The organism is Acidovorax sp. FG42 (genome assembly GCF_057809195.1).
Window position 1 is genome coordinate 40,621 of sequence record NZ_JBMDJM010000014.1, and the last position, 20,466, is coordinate 61,086.

Here is a 20,466-nt window from a genome sequence, read left to right on the forward strand (position 1 = left end):
CCCAATTTCCCCCCGGAATCGGCGCCAAAGCCAATAGGCATGCGGCAGGCCGACCCCGGCTCGGGGCACCACTACGATTCAATCATGTCAAGTTACAACGCTCCCTTTGAAATCCATGTCCACGGACAGGTCCTCCTGCGGGCTGATGTCGGTTTTGACCAGCTTCAAGAGGCGCTCAAACCGCTGTGGAAGTACGCTGGAGCACGTTCGCTGGCCGACGGTGCCGCCAGTGCCTACGAAGAAGAGCCAGGTATCAAATACGACGCGCAAGAGCATTTGCTGCAGATGTGCTGGACGGTGCGAGGCGATGAGGACTTCCGCCAGTCGCTTGACGAGATGTGCATGAGCCTCAATGAGCTGGCCGAGCAAGGTGCAGCCATTGAGGTCACTTTCTACGACACCGACTTTGATGAAGACGAGGAAGAGCAGGGCGCAGAGTCACGCGACGACTTCGTGATGCTTTTCGTCGGCCCCACGCCCGCTGCCATCATGCAGGTGCAGCGTGACCTGCTGGTGCAAGACGTAGTGAACATGATGGAGCGCCACTTTGACGGTGCCGAGCTCGGCGGCGTGGTCGCCGAGATCGATAAGCTGTTCAGCCAGCGCTTCGACGCCCTGGTGAACTCGCTGGAGATTGGCAAGCCGCCGCGTGGCCCTGGCGGCCCCAGCGGTGGTCACGGCGGTGGTGGTGGCCGTCGCCCGCGCCACCTGCACTGATCTGCGCCGCCGGCTTGCGGCGCATGCGCTGCTTGTGGGGGCAAGCCCTGCGGCACACCTTACTCATACTTCCCAGGTAGTGGGTGATTTCTCCCGTCGCTTCAATGCGCATGTGCGTTCGCGCCACCCCATGTCCTGGCCATCGCCGCCTTGTTGCCCATGAGCACTGATCTTCCCTATCTGCGTTCCTACCCCGCTTCGTTGCAGGACCAGGCGCGTGATCTGTTGCAGCAGGGCAAGCTTGGCACGGTGCTGCTGCGCAAGTACCCGCAGGCGCATGCCGTGCGCAGCGACAAGGCGCTGTATGACTATGCGCAGGAGCTCAAGGCTCGCTATCTGCGGAACTCAGGCACGGTCAACAAGGTGCTGTTCGACAACAAGATCCACGTAGTGCGCCATGCACTGGGTTTGCACACCGCCGTGTCACGCGTGCAGGGCAATCGGTTGGCCGCCAAACATGAGATTCGCATTGCCGCGATGTTCAAGCAGGCACCCGAAGAGTTCTTGCGCATGATCGTCGTCCACGAACTGGCCCACCTGCGCGAGAAGGACCACGACAAAGCCTTCTACCAGCTCTGCACCCACATGGCGCCTCAGTACCACCAGTACGAATTCGACCTGCGCCTGTACCTTACCCATTTGGAGCAGGCGGGTACGCGGCTGTGGGGCTCTGACGCTTCCTGAGGATTCAGGACTATCAGCGCATCAGGTGCATCAGCTGATGGTGCTCCAAAAAAGATAGCCGTCAGCGCTTATAAAACCTGCACTAACGGTCTTTTTCCCATCAAGGCACTGACACGCTCTGGCAGAGCCTGGCAGGCAGGTTCAGCCAGCGCTGGGCCGCTGCCTGCATCATGGCGACAGGGCCGGTGGTGAGCAGTTGTACGGGCTCCGGGCCCTCGGGGGAGGTGGGCTGCTCGGACGGTGGTAACGCGAGCAGGTCGGCCGCCTCCAAGAGGCGCCGCGTCTGGCGTGCCACAGGTTCACCCGTCTCGATGAACTGAACCTCCGGCCCCACCAGTGCGCGCAACTCGTGGGCCACAAAAATGTAGTGCGTGCAGCCGAGCACCAGGGTGTCCATCTGCCCTGGCCCCGTGCCAAAGCTGCCCATGGCCTGCACGTAGCGTTCGCACAGCGCGCCGGTCTCTGTGGTGCTGACAGGGCTGTCAGGGGCAGCGGCGGGCAGGGCCACGCTGCGCTCAATGGCGTGCGCCAGACCGTCGCAGGGCTGCACCACAAAATGGGCCTGGTCGGCCAGCGAGGCCATGAGCTTGCCGAACTTGGCGCTGGTCAGCGTGCCCCGGGTGCCGATGACACCCACATGCCCTGTTTTGGTCACTGCCAAAGCCGGCTTCACGGCGGGCTCCAGGCCCACCAGTGGCAAGTCCGGATGGCTGCTGCGCACCTCGTGGATGGCGGCTGCCGTGGCTGTATTGCATGCCACCACCAGGGCCTTGATGTGGTGCTGCTGGCACAGATAGTCGGTGATGGCGTGGGTGCGCGCCGCCACAAAGGCGTCGCCGCGCTCGCCGTAGGGGGCATTGGCACTGTCGGCCAGGTACACGAAGCGCTCGTGGGGCATGGCGGCCAGCAGGGCGCGAAGCACGCTCAGCCCGCCGACGCCGCTGTCAAACACACCGATAGGAGAAGAGGCCTGCGGCATCAGGAAGCCCGTGGTTGGACAAAAGGCTGGATTGTAGGAAAACGGGGATGGCCTGCAGCGTGGGCTTTGGAGCTACGCCTCTGGCTGCGTCGCCGACCGCGCAGCTGCAGAGCACTGGCGGAAGGCAAAAGGCTCAGCGTGCGGGCGACTGGGTCTTGCTGCCACCGGTGGGTGCGTCCGTGACTTTCGGGTGCGACAGCAGGTAGTAGCGTTTGACCACGGCCTTTTGCCCTTCTGAGCCCCCTGCGACCAGCTCGCTGCTGATGCTCACCAGCACGCCACTGGCCTGGTTGAGTTGCGCGGTGAGTGCGCACAGATACCAGGCGGCCTCTTCGCTCGCCAATTGCGCGGTATCGGTCTGCAGGATGTCGATGCCGTGCTCACGACCATACAGGCGCGTGAGTGCGCTGCCCGTGGCAAACGATTTGCGCTTCGGGTCTTTCAGGTCGGGCACCCGTTCGACGGCTTCCCATGCCCAGCGCTTGCTTTCGGGCCACCAGGTACCCAGCAGCTCTGCATCGAACACGGTGCGCTTGCTGCCACGGAGCACGGTGAAGGTCTTGTTGAAAAAGTCCAGGGTGCGCAGTTGGCTGCCCGCCAGGTGCTGGCTGTTCAGCAGCTGTTGGCGTTCGATGTGGGAGGCAAGGCTGGCGTCTAGCAGCGCAGCGTCGCGGGCCGGCAGCGCGCCGCCAAAGGCAGTTTGCGCGTCATGCTGTGGAACCATGGGCGGGTTGGCGCTGGCCGCCAGGGGCAGGGCGCTGATCAGTGTGGCCAGCAGCAAGGCACGGAGGGGCTGCTGAAGGGACTGTGCAAACCCGTGGTTCAAAAGCATGGTGGGGGCGGCCAAGGCCGAGAAAGAGGAGTCGTATCGAGCCCGTATTTTTGCCGAACCGGGTGCAGGGATGTGTGTCGGGGCGGCTACAAAAAAACCGCCCGAAGGCGGTTCTTTGTCATTGCCTCCTGTTGCAGCAGGCACCTTACGGGCCGTGCCACACCAACGCGCATCAGGCCGCAGCGACGCCGATGCCCTTGAACTCGCCCGAGGCTATGCGCTTTTGCCACTCAGCCGGGCCGGTGATGTGGGCGCTGGTGCCGCCGGCGTCCACGGCCACGGTCACGGGCATGTCCACCACGTCGAATTCGTAGATGGCTTCCATGCCCAGGTCTTCAAAGCCCACGACCTTGGCGGTCTTGATGGCCTTGGAGACCAAATAGGCGGCGCCGCCCACGGCCATCAGGTAGGCGCTCTGGTGCTTCTTGATGGCCTCGATGGCGACCGGACCGCGCTCGGCCTTGCCCACCATGGCGATCAGGCCGGTCTGGGCCAGCATCATCTCGGTGAAGCCGTCCATGCGCGTAGCGGTGGTCGGGCCTGCAGGGCCCACGGCCTCACCCTTCACGGGGTCCACAGGGCCCACGTAGTAGATGACGCGGTTGGTGAAGTCCACGGGCAGCTTCTCGCCCTTGGCCAGCATGTCCTGGATGCGCTTGTGCGCGGCGTCACGGCCGGTCAGCATCTTGCCGTTGAGCAGCAGCGTGTCACCGGGCTTCCAGCTGGCGACTTCTTCCTTGGTCAGCGTGTCGAGGTTGACCTTCTTGCTCTTGTTGTAGTCCGGCGCCCAGTCCACGTTGGGCCACAGGTCCAGGCTGGGGGGCGTGAGGTACACGGGGCCCGAGCCGTCCATCACGAAGTGCGCATGGCGCGTGGCGGCGCAGTTGGGGATCATCGCAATCGGCTTGCTGGCCGCGTGCGTGGGGTACATCTTGATCTTGACGTCCAGCACCGTGGTCAGGCCGCCCAGGCCTTGCGCGCCGATGCCCAGGGCGTTGACCTTTTCAAACAGCTCCAGGCGCAGCTTTTCGACATTGTCGAGTTCGGCCCCACTGGCTTGCTTGGCCTGCAGTTCGTACATGTCCAGGTCGTCCATCAGGCTTTCCTTGGCCATGAGCACCGCCTTCTCGGCCGTGCCGCCAATGCCGATGCCCAGCATGCCGGGCGGGCACCAGCCTGCGCCCATGGTGGGCACGGTCTTGAGCACCCAGTCCACCACGTTGTCGCCGGGGTTGAGCATGTACATCTTGGACTTGTTCTCCGAGCCGCCGCCCTTGGCTGCCACGGTGATGTCCACGGTGTTGCCGGGCACGATCTCGGTGAAGATCACGGCGGGGGTGTTGTCCTTGGTGTTCTTGCGGGCGAACTGCGGGTCGGCCACGACCGACGCACGCAGTGTGTTGTCGGGGTGGTTGTAGCCACGGCGCACGCCTTCGTTGATGGCGTCGTCCAGGCTGCCGGTGAAGCCTTCCCAGCGCACGTCCATGCCCACCTTCAGGAACACGTTGACGATGCCGGTGTCCTGGCAGATGGGGCGCTGGCCGGTGGCGCTCATCTTGCTGTTGGTCAGGATCTGGGCGATCGCATCCTTGGCCGCCGGGCTCTTTTCGCGCTCGTAGGCGCGGGCCAGGTGGGCGATGTAGTCGGTGGGGTGGTAGTAGCTGATGTACTGCAGCGCGCCGGCAATGGATTCGATCAGGTCTTCTTGGCGAATGGTCGTCGTGGTCATGGCGGTGGGGGTTTGAGGGAAAACGCGAACCCCGAATTATCCCCCGCCGGGCTTGCGTGGTCCTGTCAGGGGCCATGGCGGGTGGTGGCGGGTGCTAGCGGGTGCTGGCGCGCCGTGGCCCGGGGTGGGTATGCTGCGGTCTGGTGTTTCGTTCCACCCCCCATTCGCTCGTTGAGCGGCAAGGCCCACCCGTGAAAACCTCCACCCCCGCACCGACCGCAGTCCGCACCGAAAAAGACACCTTCGGCCCCATCGATGTCCCGGCCGACCGCCTGTGGGGTGCCCAGACGCAGCGCTCGCTGCACCACTTTGCGATCTCGGGCGAGCGCATGGCGCCCGAACTGATCCGCGCGCTGGCGCAGGTCAAGCGGGCCAGTGCCTATGTGAACCACGCGCTGGGCCTGCTCGATGCAGCCAAGACCACGGCCATCGTGGCGGCGGCGGACGAGGTGATTGGCGGCGGCCATCTGCAGGAGTTTCCGCTGGTGGTGTGGCAGACCGGCTCGGGCACGCAGACCAACATGAACATGAACGAGGTGCTGGCCAACCGCGCGAGCGAGCTGCTGGGTGGCCCGCGTGGCGAGGCGCGGCTGGTTCACCCCAATGACGAGGTGAACAAGAGCCAGTCAAGCAACGACGTGTTCCCCACCGCCATGCACCTGGCGGCGGTGGACGCGCTGATGCACCGACTGCTGCCCGCGCTGCACGGCCTGCGCACCACGCTGGGGGCGAAGGCCAAGGCGTTTGATGGCATCGTGAAGATTGGCCGCACACACCTGCAGGACGCAACCCCGCTCACGCTGGGCCAGGAGATCTCGGGCTGGGTGGCGCAGCTGCAGCATGGCGAACAGCATGTGCGCGCCGCGCTGCCGCACCTGTGCGAGCTGGCCCTGGGCGGCACCGCTGTGGGCACGGGGCTCAATGCGCCTTCTGGCTACGCGCAGGCCGTGGCCAAGGAGCTGGCCGACCTGACGGGCCTGCCGCTGGTTACCGCCCCTAACAAGTTCGAGGCCCTGGCCAGCTGCGATGCGCTGGTGCATGCCCATGGCGCGCTCAAGACCCTGGCGGCCAGCCTGATGAAGATTGCCAACGATGTGCGCTGGCTGGCCAGCGGCCCGCGCAGCGGGCTGGGCGAGATCACCATCCCCGAGAACGAGCCGGGCTCGTCCATCATGCCCGGCAAGGTCAACCCCACGCAGTGCGAGGCGCTGACCATGCTGTGCGCGCAGGTGCTGGGCAATGACGTGGCCATCAATATCGGCGGGGCCTCTGGCAACTTCGAGCTGAATGTGTTCCGCCCGATGGTGATTCACAACTTCTTGCAGAGCGTGCGCCTGCTGGCCGATGGCATGGCCAGCTTCAACGAGCACTGCGCCGTGGGCATCGAGCCCAACCAGGCGCGCATCAACGATCTGGTGGAGCAGTCGCTGATGCTGGTGACGGCGCTGAACCCGCACATCGGCTACGACAAGGCGGCTTTCATTGCGAAGAAGGCGCACAAGGAGGGCAGCAGCCTGCGTGCCGCTGCCATCGCGTCGGGCCATGTCACGGGCGAGCAGTTTGACCAGTGGGTGGTGCCGGGGGATATGGTCGGGCGCTGATTTCCTTCGTGCAGGCCCTATGCCCGAGGCTTGCTCAGAAACGCCAGCAGTCTGCGCTCGGCAGCGCTGAGGCCGCGGGGTGATGTGGCACCGCCAAGGCGGGCCCACACCTGCTGGCTGCGTGGGCTAGGGTCGGACGCGATCTGTGCGCCCAGCGCAAGGACGGCGGGGTGCACGTACGACTTTTTGCACACAGCGGGCGTGTTGCCCAATTGGTAGGCCACCTCGGCCAGGACGGCCTGGGCGCTGTAGCGCAGGCCCTTGTCCGAGGCGTTGGCTGCATCGGTGCCGGTACCATTACCGGTGCAGGCCAGCCGGGTCAGCTCCAGCGCCTGCGTGGTTCCGTGCCAGGTCCGAAAGTCCTTGGCGGTAAAGCGTTCGCCGTCGGCCTTGCCAGCGGTGCGGGTGATCTCGTTCAGGTAGTCATTCACGTCGCCAGAACCCAGGGTGCGCAGGTTGCCGTCCTCGTCCGCATACTGAAAAAGCTCTTGCCCCGGCAACTGCTGGCAGCGGCGCACCACGCGGGCCACCTGCGGGTCGTTCAGGGTGGTCTCTTGCTGCACCCCGCTCTTGCCGCGAAAGCGCAGCCGCAGCTCGTTGCCCTGCAGCCGCGCATGCCGCGTGCGCAGCGTTGTCAGGCCATACGAGCGGTTGGTGCTGGCGTATTCCTCATTGCCGACGCGCAGAAAAGTGGTGTCCAGCAGGCGCACCAGCGTGGCCAGCAGCCGCTCGCGCGTGAGCACCGGGCCTCGGCGGGGTGTGGCCAGGTCGCGCGCCACGCGGGCCCGGATGCGTGGCAGCGCCCGGCCAAAGGCCTGCATGTGCTCGAACTTGCCTTCGTCCCGCTGCCGGCGCCACAGGGCGTGGTAGCGGTATTGGCGCCGCCCGCGTGCATCGAGCCCGGTGGCCTGCAGGTGTCCGTTGGGCAGGGGGCAGATCCACACCTGGGTGTAGGCCGGCGGGATGGCCAGGCGCCGGATGCGATCGATCTCTGCCGGGTCTTGCAGCCATTGGCCATCAGGCAGGCGGTAGCGAAACGCCTTGGCGCCGCAGCGTACCCGGGTAATGCCCGGCAGTGTGGGGCTGACGTACACCAAGCCACCTTGCAGTCCGGGTGATGGGGAGGGCGCGGGTTCGGATGAGCGGGCCGAGGATGGGGTGCCGGGCTTGGGGGATGCGGGCATGAGGGGCAGTGGATAAAGCCGGTGAGTGGGCTTTGATCACACCCGCTGGTGCCCGCGAGCGGTGTAGGCCTGTGGCGTGCGCTGCGGTGAGCGACCCGCGCAACCGTGCTGTGGAATCCGTGCCGCGATGTGGTGCAAAAGAGGCTGTAGCGCTTATTGAATATGCGCCTGCTGCTATCAAAATAGTATCAATCTGGCGCCGTCGGGTCCAGCGCAAAGCCCACGCCATACACCGACCGGATCCAGTCGCTGCCGTCCGCACTGGCGGCCTTGAGTTTCTTGCGCAGGTTCTTGATGTGGCTGTCGATGGCGCGCTCATTCACATCCAGGGTGTCGTCATAGGCTTGGTCCAGCAACTGGGCCCGGGAGAAGATGCGCCCGGTCTGCCGCGCCAGCACCTGCAGCAGCTTGAACTCGCGGCGGGTCAGTCCCAGCGGCCTGCCGTGCAATGTGGCTTGCCAGTGCGATTCGTCCAGCATCAAGGCGGCGGTGGTTGTCTGGTGGGCTGGCGGCTCTTGTGCGGCAGCGGTGCGGCGCAGCACGGCCTTGACGCGGGCCACCACCTCGCGCGGTGAAAACGGTTTGCAGATGTAGTCGTCCGCTCCCAGCTCCAGACCGATGAGGCGGTCCACTTCTTCCACACGGGCCGTGAGCATGATGATGGGGTGCTGCGTGTGGCGCCGCGCCTGGCGCAACATCTCCAGGCCGTCCATGCCGGGCAGCATGATGTCCAGCAGCGTGAGGTCGGGCGGTGTGGTGATGAGGCTGGCGAGGGCTGCGCGGCCTTCGGCCTGGTGCTCCACCGTGTAGCCCGCGTGGCGCAGGTAGTCCACCACGATGGCGGCGATGTCGGGTTCGTCTTCGACGACAAGAATGCGGGGGCTCATGAAGGGTTGTCCAGCAAGGGCAGTTGCAGCGTGATGCGCAGTCCGCCGAGGGGGGAGGGTTCGGCCGTCAGTGTGCCGCCGTGCGCGAGCACGATGGCGCGGCAGATCGCCAGGCCCAGGCCCGAGCCGCCGTGGTCGCGGTTGCGCGAGGTTTCGGCGCGGTACAGGCGGTCAAAGATGCGGGGCAGCTCGTGTGCGGGCACGCCGGGCGCGCTGTCGTCCAGCTGCACCTGCAGCTGTGGAACTCCATCAGCCGGTGGCAGCAGGCGCGCCGCAATGCGCAGCAGGCCGCCCGCGTCGGTGTAGCGCAGGCTGTTTTCCAGCAGGTTCAAAAACACCTGGTGCAGCTGCTGTGCGTCGCCGCGCACCAGGGGTGCGGGCTGAGCAGTGCCCTGTGCGGTCAGGGCGTCCAGACCGGTGGTGTCCACATCAATGCCAGCCTGCGCCAGACGGGGGCGCATGGAGGCCAGCGCCTCGCCCAGGAGCGACAGCGGGTGCACGGGCACCTGGGCCGAGGGCGCGCTGGTGCCCGCCGCATCCAGGCTGGCGCGCAGGTCGCCCACCAGCTGGATCAGGCGCATCACCTGCCGGTGCAGGCGCAGCGCGGTCTTGTCGTCAAAGGGGCGGATGCCGTCCTGCACAGCCTCGATCTCGGCGCGCATGGCGGCCAGGGGTGTGCGCAGCTCGTGGGCCACGTCGCCCAGCCACTGGCGGCGGCTGGCCTCGATGCTGCCCAGCTGTTCGGCCATGGTGTTAAAGGTGCGGGCCAGCTGGGCCAGCTCGTCGTTGCCGTGCACGGGCACGCGGGTGTGCAGGTGACCTTGCGCGATGCCGCGCGCGCCGGTGGCCAGGGCCTCGACCGGGGCCAGCCAGCGACGCGCCAGCCATCCTGACAACAGCAATGCCAGTGCCAGCCCGGCCAGGCCGGTCCACGCCACAAAGCCCAGGTGCTGGGCCAGAAAGGCCTGGTCGGCCTCGCTGCGCACGCCCTGGGGCGGTGCCAGCACCAGGTGGCCGATGACCTGGCCGCTGGCGCCGCGCAGTGCCAGACGGGCGCCCCCGGGCTGGGGCGCAGTGCCTGCGACCAGCTGATCTTGCGCGTCCAGCAGGCCCAGGCGGGGGTAGATGTCATCCGGGTGGCGTTGGGGCGGGGCAGCGCCCCGGTCCCTGGGGCGCAGGTCGTCGTTGGGCGGGCGCGGGGGCGGGCCATTGCCCGGGTCGGTGCTGCGGCCACCTTGGCTGTCGTTGGCCGCAGGGGCACTGGCCGCGTTGGCAGACTGCGTCAAGAGGTCGGATTGCGCGGAGGGGGGAGGGGACGCAGACGGCGCGGCAAAGGGATTGCTGCGGTCCGGTGGCGGGTCGCTGGGCGGGCGGGAGCCGCCGGGCCCGCGCGGGCCGCCGCTCGGGTGGGTGAGCCGTCCCCACAGGTAGGGCTGCCCGCGCAGGCTGTCCCAGCCGCCCGTCTGGGTGTGGTGAGACTGCAGGCGTTCGGCCAGCCAGTCCATGCGGGCCAGCTCGATCTCGGCGACATACGGCCCCAGGCCCCGCTGCAGCCCCAGGCGTGAGAACCCCACAAAGATCAGCAGCAGCGCCAGCAGCAGCGCGGCCAGGGCGATGAAGGCTTTGCGGTGCAGCGTCAGATGGGGCACGGGGACAAGGGAGCGCAGGGGCGGCATGGTGGGTCAGCGGGCGGGGGGCGGGCCACCCGCGCCGGGGCCACCGGGCCCGCCAGCGGGCATGGCCACCAGGGTGCCGTCCATTGTGCGGCAAGTGCCGGTCAGGGTTTTGCCATCAGGCATGGTGAGCGTGACGGAGGCGCCTTCGGTCTTGCCCTTGCAGGCGGCATAGGCCTCAGGGGGCGGCGCGGGCGGTGTGCCGCGGGCGGGCTGGGCGTGGCTGGGGGGTGCGGCGGCCAGGGAGATCAGGGCCAGGCTGGCGAGAAGGGTGTGCATCTGGTGCATGGTGTGCCTTTGAAAAGAGCGGAAGAAGCGATGGTGATGGGGGCTCAGACCGCAATGGAGATCGTGATGCTGGCGGAGTAGCCACCGCCGGAGTTGGCTTGCATGGTGGTCATCTCCAGATCGGTGCCGTCGCTGAACACGTTGTCGGTGGCGAAGGTGATGGAGGCCAGGTTGCGCACGCTGGCGCTGTAGCCGGAATTGGCGCTGTAGATGCTGCTGAGCAGCTCGGTAGGAAAGGCCAGCTGCGTGGTCTTGATCTTGTTGGCGGCCTTCGTCGCCGATGCCAGCGTGGGGTAGATCTCCAGGTGCATGTGGGGCATGCGGCCTGCATAGCAGCCCGGCACGATGGTGGTGAAGGTGACGGTGCCGTTGGCATCCGTGGCCTGCACGCCGCGCAGGTAGTTGTCGGCGATGTTGTTGGAGGAATAGACGGAGTAGTTGCCGTCTTGCGTGCAGTGCCAGAGGTAAATGGCGTACCCCGACAGCGGTGCGCAACTGGCCTTGGTGTTGGTCAAAGTGATGGTGATGGACAGCGGCACACCGCTGACCTGGGTGGACGAACCCACCGAGCTGCGGATGTCCGAACGCACGATGCCGCTGAGCGCGAGCACGTTGTAGGTGTTGTTGCTGGCCGTGGAGCCGTCGGCAGGGTAGGGGCCGGCGGTTTCCTCGGGTACGACGGAACAGGTGGTGGTTGTGCCGGTGCCCGTTCCCGTGCCGGTCCCTGATCCGGTGCCGGTGCCGCTGCCCGTGCCCGAACCGGAGTCTGTACCAGTGCCTGCGTCAGTGCTGGTGCTGTCCCCGCCTCCGCCGCAGCCCCACAGGGTGGCAACGCCCAGGGAGCCCAGCGCGCTCAATGCCAGGCGGCGGCTGGTGGCGGTGGGGGGTGTGAGGGGGGCTGCTGCGGCGGGTGCTGGCGCCGTGGCGGCGGTTGGGACCAGAGAGTGCAGAGGGGGCATGGATTTCTCCTTCGGGTGGGTCTGCACCGCACTGTGCCTACCGATTGAGGAGAAATCTGGGAGCGCCGCCGGGCGCTGCCTGCTGAAGTGTGTCTACTTCAAATTTAATAGCTGCCAGCGCATATTCCACTAGCGCTATGGGCAGTTTTGACTGATATTTTGCCCTGGGCAGGCGCAGCGGCGCCGGGCCGCCCAGGGACTCCCGCCGTGCTCAGTGGCTGTCGGACGAGTGCGACATCAGCCGGTCGGTCAGCGCAATCGCCAGGGCGCTGAGCAGGAACACCACATGGATGATGGTCTGCCACATCAGCACCTTGAGGTCGTAGTTGGCGGCGTTGATGAAGGTCTTGAGCAGGTGGATGGAGCTGATGCCGATGATGGCGGTGGCCAGCTTGACCTTGAGCACCGAGGCGTTTACGTGGCTCAGCCACTCGGGCTGGTCGGGGTGGTCTTCGAGGTGCAGGCGTGAGACAAAGGTCTCGTAGCCGCCCACGATCACCATGATCAGCAGGTTGGAGATCATCACCACGTCGATCAGCGCCAGCACCACCAGCATGATGATGGTCTCGTTGAGCGCGGTGACCTGGAAATCACTCTTGTAACCAATGCTGGACACCAGGCTTTGCAGGGCCGTCGTGTTGCCAAAGGCGGCTTCGATCAGGTGCACCAGCTCCACCCAGAAATGGAACACATACACCGCCTGCGCCAGGATCAGGCCCAGATACAGCGGCAATTGCAGCCACCGGCTGGCGAAGATCATCGAAGGCAGGGGGCGCAGTGGCGCTGGGGGCTTGTGTTGGGGTGAGGACATGGCACTCGCAAATGGTTGCAGGAGGCGCGATTTTAGGGGGCGCGCATGTCTTCGCGATGGCATGCTGGGCGGAGCCTGTCGTGCCCGGGCCCGTCGCCGGGAACGACCTCACCGCTGGCGTGGGGGAGGCCGCGCAGCCTGCGCCCGGCGGGCCGCGATGGCGTACTCTGTAAGCTTCGCGCCAGTCAGTGGCCTGTAAGTGCCGCGCCCGACAGTACCGCCCAATTCCAATTCCCATTAGATCCAGGAGACAACACCATGAGTGCGCCCACATCCGCCATCGAGTCCGTGCTGGTTGAGAACCGCGTGTTCCCGCCCTCGGACGCCATTGTCAAAGCCGCGCGCGTGTCCGGCATGGCGGGCTATGAGGCGCTGTGTGCCGAAGCCGAGAACGACTTCGAGGGCTTCTGGGCGCGCCAGGCACAGGCCAACCTGCAGTGGACCAAGCCCTTCACGCGTACGCTGGACGGGTCCAACGCGCCGTTCTTTCAGTGGTTTGCCGATGGTGAACTCAACGCATCGGCCAACTGCCTCGACCGCCACATCGGCACCCTCACCGAAAACAAGACCGCCGTCATCTTCGAAGCCGACGATGGCACCGTCACCAAGATCACCTACAAAGAGCTGCTGGCCCGCGTGAGCCAGTTTGCCAACGCGCTCAAGGCCCACGGTGTGGCCAAGGGCGACCGCGTGCTGATCTACATGCCCATGACCATCGAAGGCGTGGTGGCGATGCAGGCCTGCGCGCGCATTGGCGCCACGCACAGCGTGGTGTTTGGCGGCTTCAGTGCCAAGGCCGTGCACGAACGCATCATCGACGCTGGTGCCGTGGCCGTGATCACCGCCAACTACCAGATGCGCGGCGGCAAGGAGCTGCCGCTCAAGGCCATCATTGATGAAGCCTTGGCCATGGGCGGTTGCGACACCATCCGCAACGTGTTCGTCTACCAGCGTACGGCCACGGCCTGCAACATGGTGGCCGGGCGCGACAAGACCTTTGCCGAAGCACTGGCAGGCCAAAGCACCGAATGCGCCCCGGTGGCCGTGGGTGCCGAGCACCCGCTGTTCATCCTGTACACCAGCGGCTCCACCGGCAAGCCCAAGGGCGTGCAGCACAGCACCGGCGGCTATCTGCTGTGGGCCAAGATGACCATGGACTGGACGTTCGACCTGCGCGCAGACGACGTGTTCTGGTGCACGGCCGACATCGGCTGGATCACGGGCCACACCTACGTGGCCTATGGCCCGCTGGCGGCAGGCGCCACGCAGATCATCTTTGAAGGCATCCCCACCTTCCCGAACGCAGGTCGCTTCTGGCAGATGATCGAGCGCCACAAGTGCACCATCTTCTACACCGCTCCCACGGCCATCCGCTCGCTCATCAAGGCCGCCGAGTCCGACGAGGCGGTGCACCCTGCACGCTCCGACCTGTCGAGCCTGCGCATCCTGGGCAGCGTGGGTGAGCCTATCAACCCCGAAGCCTGGATGTGGTACCACAAGAACGTGGGTGGCGAGCGTTGCCCTATCGTGGACACCTTCTGGCAGACCGAGACCGGTGGCCACGTCATCACCCCATTGCCCGGCGCCACACCGCTGGTGCCAGGCAGCTGCACGCTGCCCCTGCCAGGCATCACGGCCGCCATCGTCGATGAGATGGGTAACGACGTGCCCAACGGTTCGGGTGGCATTTTGGTCATCAAGCGCCCCTGGCCTAGCATGATCCGCACGATCTGGAATGATCCCGAGCGCTTCAAGAAGAGCTACTTCCCCGAAGAACTCAAGGGCTACTACCTGGCGGGTGACGGCGCGGTGCGCAGTGCCGACCGGGGCTACTTCCGCATCACGGGCCGCATCGACGACGTGCTCAACGTGTCGGGCCACCGCATGGGCACGATGGAGATCGAGTCCGCCCTGGTCGCCAAGACCGACCTCGTGGCCGAGGCCGCTGTGGTGGGCCGCCCTGATGACGTGACCGGCGAGGCCATCTGCGCGTTTGTGGTGCTCAAGCGCTCCCGCCCCACCGGCGAGGAAGCCAAGCAGATCGCCAACGAGCTGCGCAACTGGGTGGCCAAGGAAATCGGCCCCATTGCCAAGCCCAAGGACATCCGCTTTGGCGACAACCTGCCTAAGACCCGCAGCGGCAAGATCATGCGCCGCCTGCTGCGCAGCATTGCCAAGGGTGAGGCCATCACCCAGGACACCAGCACGCTGGAGAATCCGGCAATTCTGGATCAGTTGGCCCAGACCAACTGATCCAGAAGGCGCCGTGCAACGGCGCCAGCGCGCAGCGCTTGCCGGATTCGGGGACACTCATATCGCGCAGCGATGTGATGTGGCCCCAAAACCCGTTGACCATCACCCCGGTACGTGACCGAAGCTGCGGGCCCGCTCACCCGGCGGGCCCGCAGTGCGCTTTGTAGGACGCAATCTCCAATTACTCCTTGGGAGCTGGTGAATCCCTGCGCATGCGTTACAACGGCAGCATGGCGTGGCCGGTCATCGTGGCCGGGCGCCGCTGACCGGAGATTTCACATGCAACTGCGTTCCTTCGTTTTGCTGCTGACCGTGCTGGCCATCGCCGCACTGGCCGCCCTGAACTGGCCCACGCTGGCGGCTCCCTCGCTCGTATCGCTGGGCGTGGTGTCGTTTGAGGCACCCCTTGGCCTGCTGATGCTGGCCCTCACCACGTTGTTGGGCATCTTCTTTTTGGCGTACGTCTTGTCGCTGCAGGGATCGGTGCTGCTCGAAACCCGTCGCCACACCAAAGAGCTGCAGGCGCAACGCGAGCTGGCCGACAAGGCCGAGGCGTCTCGCTTCACGGAGCTGCGTGCCTTTCTGGAGGCCCAGCACAGCCAAGCCCATGCAGCCGTGCTGGCGCGTCTGGACCACCTGGAAGCCCGGCTCGTCGCGCGCGCCGAGGAATCTGACAACACAACGGCGGCTTATGTCGGGCAGCTGGAGCAGCAGCTGCGCTCCCGCCATGCGCTGGGGACGCCTGTCGTTTAGTCCTGCTCTACTGCAGGAGCCGGCGCAGGTTCCACCGCTGCAAAGCGTCCGGGCACAAAAAAGCCGCGTCACATGGTGCGCGGCTTTTTTCATGGGTTCTATCGGGCGTCAAACCCGGAACCCTTGGGCTTCAGCCAATTACTTCTGCGTCAGCACCCAGGCGGCCAGCTTCTTGGCTTCGGCGTCATTCACTTGGGCGTTGGCCGGCATGGGCACTGGGCCCCACACGCCAGAGCCACCCTTGATGATCTTGGCTGCCAGCTTGTCCACAGCGTCCTTCTGACCCGCGTATTTGGCTGCCACGTCCTTGTAGGCGGGGCCCACCAATTTCTTGTCCACTGCGTGGCAAGCCATGCAGTTCTTGGAGGTGGCCAAGGCCAGGTCGGCCATCGCGGGTGCCGCAACCGACAGCGTCAAGGCGAGAGTGATCAGGGAACGCTTCATGGTGGGAATTCCTGTGGTTGAGTTACAGTGCTTTTAATGCGATTGTAGTGACTTGGGTTGACACGCAGTTGTCCTTGGTCAATCCCGCTTTTCGCGGCATTTTTTGGAGAGAGCGATGTATCTGCTGGGTCTGTCCCTTCTCATTCTGACACTCAAGTATTTCGAGATCGGCCCTGTGGCCACATGGTCCTGGTGGTGGGTGCTGGCCCCCTTTGCCGCCACGGCGCTGTGGTGGGCCTGGGCTGATTCCACCGGCTACACCAAGCGCAAGGCCATGGAAAAGATGGACCAGCGCAAAAAGGACCGCATCAACAAACACAAGGAAGCGTTGGGCATTCGCCCACGCAAGCCGCGCTGACACTGGCGCTGGCCCCGCAGCAAGGGGCTGACGGTGGCTTGAGCGATGACTTGTTCTCGTCGTCTATTCAACAAAAAGCCCGCAGTACATCGCGTACTGCGGGCTTTTTGTTGTGAGCCGACCACCTGGAGAAAGACGCCTGCCGGAGCCTCAACCGTCTTCTCGCCACCGGCCGGTGCGCAGCCGCAGCGCCATCAATAGGCGTCCAGCACCGCCCCCTTGCTCGCGCTCGACGCGTTGAACGCAAACTTGGCTTGCACACCCCGGGTGTAACGCGGGGCAGGTGCCGTCCAGGCGGCGCGGCGCTTGGCGATCTCTTCGTCGGGCACATTCAGTTGCAACAGCAGCTGGCGCGCGTCAATGGTGATGCTGTCACCCTCGTTGACGAAGGCAATGGTGCCGCCCGCCGCCGCTTCAGGCGCTACGTGGCCCACCACCATGCCCCAGGTGCCGCCGGAGAAGCGGCCGTCGGTGATCAGGCCCACGCTCTCGCCCAGGCCCGCTCCGATCAGTGCGCCGGTGGGCGCCAGCATCTCGGGCATGCCGGGGCCGCCCTTGGGTCCCAGGTAGCGCAGCACCATCACGTCACCGGCCTTGATCTTGCCTGCCAGGATGGCTTCCAGCGCCGACTGCTCATCGTCAAACACGCGGGCCGGGCCGGTGATGACAGGGTTCTTCAAGCCGGTGATCTTGGCCACCGACCCCTCAGGGCTCAAGTTGCCCTTCAAGATGGCCAGGTGACCCTGCGCGTACATGGGGTTGCTGATGGGGCGGATCACGTCCTGGTCGGCGCGCGGCTGGTCGGGCACGTCCTTCAGCACTTCGGCAATGGTCTTGCCCTCGATGGTGAGGCAGTCGCCATGCAGCAGGCCTGCATTCAGCAAGATCTTCATGACCTGCGGGATACCGCCTGCGCGGTGCAGGTCCACAGCCAAGTACTTGCCGCTGGGCTTCAAGTCGCACAGCACGGGGGTCTTCACGCGCACGCGCTCGAAGTCGTCAATGCTCCACTCCACACCCGCTGCATGGGCAATCGCCAGAAAGTGCAGCACGGCATTGGTCGAGCCGCCGGTGGCCATGATCACGGCCACGGCGTTCTCGATGGACTTTTTGGTCACGATGTCGCGCGGCTTGATGTCCTTCTTGATGGCCTCGATCAGCACCTTGGCCGACTCCTTGGCCGAGTTCATCTTCTCGTCGTGCGGGTTGGCCATGGTGGACGAATAGGGCAGGCTGATGCCCAGGGCCTCGAACGCGCTGCTCATGGTGTTGGCCGTGTACATGCCGCCGCACGAACCCGTGCCGGGGATGGCGCGCTTCTCGATCTCCTTGAGGTCGAAGTCGCTCAGCTTGCCCGCCGCGTTTTCGCCCACCGCCTCGAACACGCTCACGATGTTCAGGTCCTTGCCCTGGTAGTGGCCGGGCAGGATGGTGCCGCCGTACACATAGATGGCGGGCACGTTAGCGCGCAGCATGCCCATCAGGCCGCCGGGCATGTTCTTGTCGCAGCCGCCGACCACCAGCACGCCGTCCATCCACTGGCCGCCCACGCAGGTTTCGATGCAGTCGCTGATGACTTCACGGCTCACCAGGCTGTACTTCATGCCTTCGGTGCCCATGGCCATGCCGTCGCTGATGGTGGGGGTGCCGAACACCTGGGCGTTGCCACCGGCTTCTTCGATACCTGCAATCGCCGCATCGGCCAGCTTCTGCAGGCCGCTGTTGCAGGGCGTGATGGTGCTGTGGCCGTTGGCCACGCCCACCATGGGTTTCACGAAGTCGCCTTCCTCGTAGCCCATGGCGTAGTACATGGAGCGGTTGGGTGCGCGCGACTTGCCCTGGGTGATGTTGGCGCTGCGGCGGTTGATGGGCGCGGAGGGCTTGCTGGAGTCGGTCATCGTGGGGCGTCCTGGTGTCGGGGTTGGTGGGGCTGGAGCGGAATGGGTCATTCTGCCAGCGCCGTCGCAGTGCGTGGGGGCTGCCCCCGCAATCCCCAACGCCGCCGCCCCGTGCGGGCCCAAAGGGCTGGGCGATAATTGACGGGTTTGCCCCCGGCACGGCTCAAGAGGTTGGTTGCACGGGAGCGAGGGGTGCTCTTCAAGAATCGAGCGGAAAGTGAGCACTGCGGATCGGGATGGGCTGCAAGGCGCAAAGCGCAGCAATAGCCGGTGCTATTGCGAGCATTTGCAACGCTGCAGACCGCCCGAGGCCGCAGATGCACACGGCGCGATGATGCGTGACGAGCATCCCAAGGGGCCTTTATTCCTGCGGCCCGCTTCCTTTTCAGCGATTTTCCAGAAGCCAGCACGATGCCCATCTACCGTTCCAAAACCTCCACCGCCGGTCGCAATATGGCAGGCGCGCGTTCCCTGTGGCGCGCCACCGGCATGAAAGACGATGACTTCAGCAAGCCGATCATCGCGGTGGTCAATTCGTTCACCCAGTTCGTGCCTGGTCACGTACACCTGAAGGACCTGGGCCAGCTGGTGGCCCGCGAGATCGAAGCCGCTGGCGGCGTGGCCAAGGAGTTCAACACCATCGCCGTGGACGACGGCATCGCCATGGGCCACGACGGCATGCTGTATTCGCTGCCCAGCCGCGACATCATTGCCGACTCGGTCGAATACATGGTCAACGCGCACTGCGCCGACGCCATGGTCTGCATCTCCAACTGCGACAAGATCACCCCCGGCATGCTGATGGCTGCCATGCGTCTGAACATCCCGGTGATCTTCGTCTCGGGCGGCCCGATGGAAGCGGGCAAGACCCGCCTGGCCAACCCGGTCACCAAGGTCATGGAGTTTAAGAAGCTTGACCTGGTGGACGCGATGGTGATCGCCGCCGACACCAACTACTCCGACGCCGACGTGGCCGAGGTCGAGCGCTCGGCCTGCCCCACCTGCGGATCGTGCTCGGGCATGTTCACCGCCAATTCCATGAACTGCCTGACCGAGGCGCTGGGCCTGTCGCTGCCCGGCAACGGCACGGTGGTGGCCACCCATGCCGACCGCGAACAGCTTTTCAAGCGCGCGGGCCGCCGCATCGTGGATCTGGCGAAGCAATACTATGAGCAGGACGACGAACGCGTGCTGCCCCGCTCGGTGGGCTTCAAGGCGTTTGAAAACGCCATGACGCTGGACATCGCCATGGGCGGCTCCACCAACACCATCCTGCACCTGCTGGCGATTGCCAAGGAGGCCGAGATCCCCTTCACCATGGCCGATATCGACCGCCTCTCGCGCGTCGTGCCGCAGCTGTGCAAGGTGGCGCCCAACACCAACAAATACCACATCGAAGACGTGCACCGCGCGGGCGGCATCATGGCCATCCTGGGCGAGCTGGACCGCGCAGGCAAGCTGCACACCGACGTGCCCACCGTGCACGCCCCCACGCTCAAAGACGCGCTGGACCAATGGGACATCGTGCGCACGCAGGACGACGCCGTGCGCACCTTCTACATGGCCGGCCCCGCCGGTATCCCCACGCAGGTGGCATTCAGCCAGAACACCCGCTGGCCCAGCCTGGACCTGGACCGCGCCGAGGGCTGCATCCGCTCGTACGACCACGCCTTCAGCAAGGAAGGCGGCTTGGCCGTGCTGACCGGCAACCTCGCAGTGGACGGCTGCGTGGTCAAGTCGGCCGGTGTGGACGAAAGCATCTTGGTGTTTGAAGGCACGGCCCACGTGACCGAGTCGCAGGACGAGGCCGTGGCCAACATCCTGGCCGACAAGGTGAAGGCCGGTGACGTGGTCATCGTGCGCTACGAAGGCCCCAAGGGCGGCCCCGGCATGCAAGAGATGCTCTACCCCACCAGCTACATCAAGTCCAAAGGCCTGGGCAAAGCCTGTGCGTTGCTGACGGACGGGCGCTTCTCGGGCGGCACCTCGGGCCTGTCGATCGGTCACTGCTCGCCCGAAGCGGCCGCCGGTGGCGCGATCGGGCTGGTGCAGAACGGCGACCGCATCCGCATCGACATCCCCAACCGCACGATCAATGTGCTGGTGAGCGATGAAGAACTGGCCAAGCGCCGCGAAGCGCAAAACGCCAAGGGCTGGAAGCCTGCCCAGCCACGCCCGCGCAAGGTGTCGGCTGCGCTCAAGGCCTATGCCAAGCTGGTGATGTCTGCCGACAAGGGCGCCGTGCGCGACTTGTCGCTGCTGGACGACTGAGGGGGGTTTTGCGGGGCCGGGTGCCCTGCTGCCGCTTGGAAGCCGCGCCCAAAGGGCGCGGCTTTTTTATCGGCGCTCTACTTTTGATAGCTGTCAGCGTATGATGGACTAGCACTTCCTCGGCTTTTTATTCAAAAACGGGTTG

18 protein-coding genes are annotated in these 20,466 nt (G+C 65.5%); 7 read left to right on the forward strand and 11 right to left on the reverse strand.

The window, feature by feature from the left end; genetic code table 11:
• The first annotated feature begins 84 nt into the window (after positions 1-84).
• Together ACODSM_RS15185 and ACODSM_RS15190 are read left to right on the forward strand one after the other, a co-directional pair.
• The gene (locus tag ACODSM_RS15185) at positions 85-717 is read left to right on the forward strand and encodes a DUF6806 family protein (RefSeq protein ID WP_015014841.1); all 633 of its coding nucleotides are present in this window, start codon (positions 85-87) and stop codon (positions 715-717) included.
• A gap of 159 nt (positions 718-876) precedes the next feature.
• A complete protein-coding gene (locus ACODSM_RS15190) occupies positions 877-1,401 on the forward strand; it encodes a M48 metallopeptidase family protein (RefSeq protein ID WP_488805863.1) in 525 nt (174 codons plus the stop codon).
• 100 nt (positions 1,402-1,501) lie between these two features.
• On the opposite strand, the gene murI is transcribed toward ACODSM_RS15190, so the two are convergent.
• The 3 genes from murI to ACODSM_RS15205 all read right to left on the reverse strand — a co-directional run bounded on the left by murI (position 1,502) and on the right by ACODSM_RS15205 (position 4,941).
• Positions 1,502-2,380, reverse strand: a complete 879-nt coding sequence (gene murI / locus ACODSM_RS15195; protein ID WP_110961102.1) for a glutamate racemase — start codon at positions 2,378-2,380, stop codon at positions 1,502-1,504.
• A gap of 133 nt (positions 2,381-2,513) precedes the next feature.
• Positions 2,514-3,212, reverse strand: a complete 699-nt coding sequence (locus ACODSM_RS15200; protein ID WP_488805864.1) for a DUF6882 domain-containing protein — start codon at positions 3,210-3,212, stop codon at positions 2,514-2,516.
• A 172-nt stretch (positions 3,213-3,384) separates the two neighbouring features.
• On the reverse strand, positions 3,385-4,941 hold the full coding sequence (locus tag ACODSM_RS15205; protein ID WP_110961104.1) for a fumarate hydratase: 1,557 nt from the start codon (positions 4,939-4,941) through the stop codon (positions 3,385-3,387).
• Between the two features lie 191 nt (positions 4,942-5,132).
• Between ACODSM_RS15205 and fumC the strand changes: the two genes are divergently transcribed.
• On the forward strand, positions 5,133-6,542 hold the full coding sequence (gene fumC, locus ACODSM_RS15210) for a class II fumarate hydratase (RefSeq protein ID WP_110961105.1): 1,410 nt from the start codon (positions 5,133-5,135) through the stop codon (positions 6,540-6,542).
• A gap of 17 nt (positions 6,543-6,559) precedes the next feature.
• On the opposite strand, the gene ACODSM_RS15215 is transcribed toward fumC, so the two are convergent.
• From ACODSM_RS15215 to ACODSM_RS15240, 6 genes are all read right to left on the reverse strand, one after another.
• Positions 6,560-7,726 carry a DNA topoisomerase IB gene (locus ACODSM_RS15215; RefSeq protein WP_110961106.1) on the reverse strand — a complete coding sequence of 389 codons (1,167 nt, stop codon included), beginning with the start codon at positions 7,724-7,726 and terminating at the stop codon, positions 6,560-6,562.
• Positions 7,727-7,914: 188 nt separating this feature from the next.
• Positions 7,915-8,613 (reverse strand): response regulator, encoded by a 699-nt coding sequence (locus ACODSM_RS15220; protein ID WP_488805865.1) that lies wholly within the window; start codon positions 8,611-8,613, stop codon positions 7,915-7,917.
• Positions 8,610-10,289: an ATP-binding protein gene (locus ACODSM_RS15225; RefSeq protein ID WP_488805866.1), complete on the reverse strand. Its 1,680-nt coding sequence runs from the start codon at positions 10,287-10,289 to the stop codon at positions 8,610-8,612. The genes ACODSM_RS15220 and ACODSM_RS15225 overlap by 4 nt, the downstream gene beginning before the upstream one ends.
• A gap of 6 nt (positions 10,290-10,295) precedes the next feature.
• Entirely contained in the window at positions 10,296-10,574 is a 279-nt protein-coding gene (locus ACODSM_RS15230; protein WP_488805867.1) for a hypothetical protein, read from the reverse strand.
• 44 nt (positions 10,575-10,618) lie between these two features.
• Positions 10,619-11,533: a dioxygenase family protein gene (locus ACODSM_RS15235; protein ID WP_488805868.1), complete on the reverse strand. Its 915-nt coding sequence runs from the start codon at positions 11,531-11,533 to the stop codon at positions 10,619-10,621.
• Positions 11,534-11,744: 211 nt separating this feature from the next.
• On the reverse strand, positions 11,745-12,344 hold the full coding sequence (locus ACODSM_RS15240) for a TIGR00645 family protein (protein ID WP_060984978.1): 600 nt from the start codon (positions 12,342-12,344) through the stop codon (positions 11,745-11,747).
• A 258-nt stretch (positions 12,345-12,602) separates the two neighbouring features.
• On the opposite strand from ACODSM_RS15240, the gene acs reads away from it, so the two are divergent.
• Positions 12,603-14,597: an acetate--CoA ligase gene (gene acs, locus ACODSM_RS15245; RefSeq protein WP_488805869.1), complete on the forward strand. Its 1,995-nt coding sequence runs from the start codon at positions 12,603-12,605 to the stop codon at positions 14,595-14,597.
• 279 nt (positions 14,598-14,876) lie between these two features.
• On the forward strand, positions 14,877-15,350 hold the full coding sequence (locus ACODSM_RS15250) for a LapA family protein (protein ID WP_488805870.1): 474 nt from the start codon (positions 14,877-14,879) through the stop codon (positions 15,348-15,350).
• A gap of 138 nt (positions 15,351-15,488) precedes the next feature.
• Here ACODSM_RS15250 and ACODSM_RS15255 read toward each other — a convergent pair whose 3' ends face one another.
• Positions 15,489-15,794, reverse strand: a complete 306-nt coding sequence (locus ACODSM_RS15255; protein WP_015014827.1) for a c-type cytochrome — start codon at positions 15,792-15,794, stop codon at positions 15,489-15,491.
• A 115-nt stretch (positions 15,795-15,909) separates the two neighbouring features.
• Between ACODSM_RS15255 and ACODSM_RS15260 the strand changes: the two genes are divergently transcribed.
• Entirely contained in the window at positions 15,910-16,152 is a 243-nt protein-coding gene (locus ACODSM_RS15260) for a TIGR04438 family Trp-rich protein (protein ID WP_488805871.1), read from the forward strand.
• Positions 16,153-16,346: 194 nt separating this feature from the next.
• On the opposite strand, the gene ilvD (ACODSM_RS15265) is transcribed toward ACODSM_RS15260, so the two are convergent.
• A complete protein-coding gene (ilvD, locus tag ACODSM_RS15265; RefSeq protein WP_015014825.1) occupies positions 16,347-18,050 on the reverse strand; it encodes a dihydroxy-acid dehydratase in 1,704 nt (567 codons plus the stop codon).
• 411 nt (positions 18,051-18,461) lie between these two features.
• On the opposite strand from ilvD (ACODSM_RS15265), the gene ilvD (ACODSM_RS15270) reads away from it, so the two are divergent.
• Positions 18,462-20,321: a dihydroxy-acid dehydratase gene (gene ilvD, locus ACODSM_RS15270; RefSeq protein ID WP_488805872.1), complete on the forward strand. Its 1,860-nt coding sequence runs from the start codon at positions 18,462-18,464 to the stop codon at positions 20,319-20,321.
• The last annotated feature ends 145 nt before the right edge of the window (positions 20,322-20,466 follow it).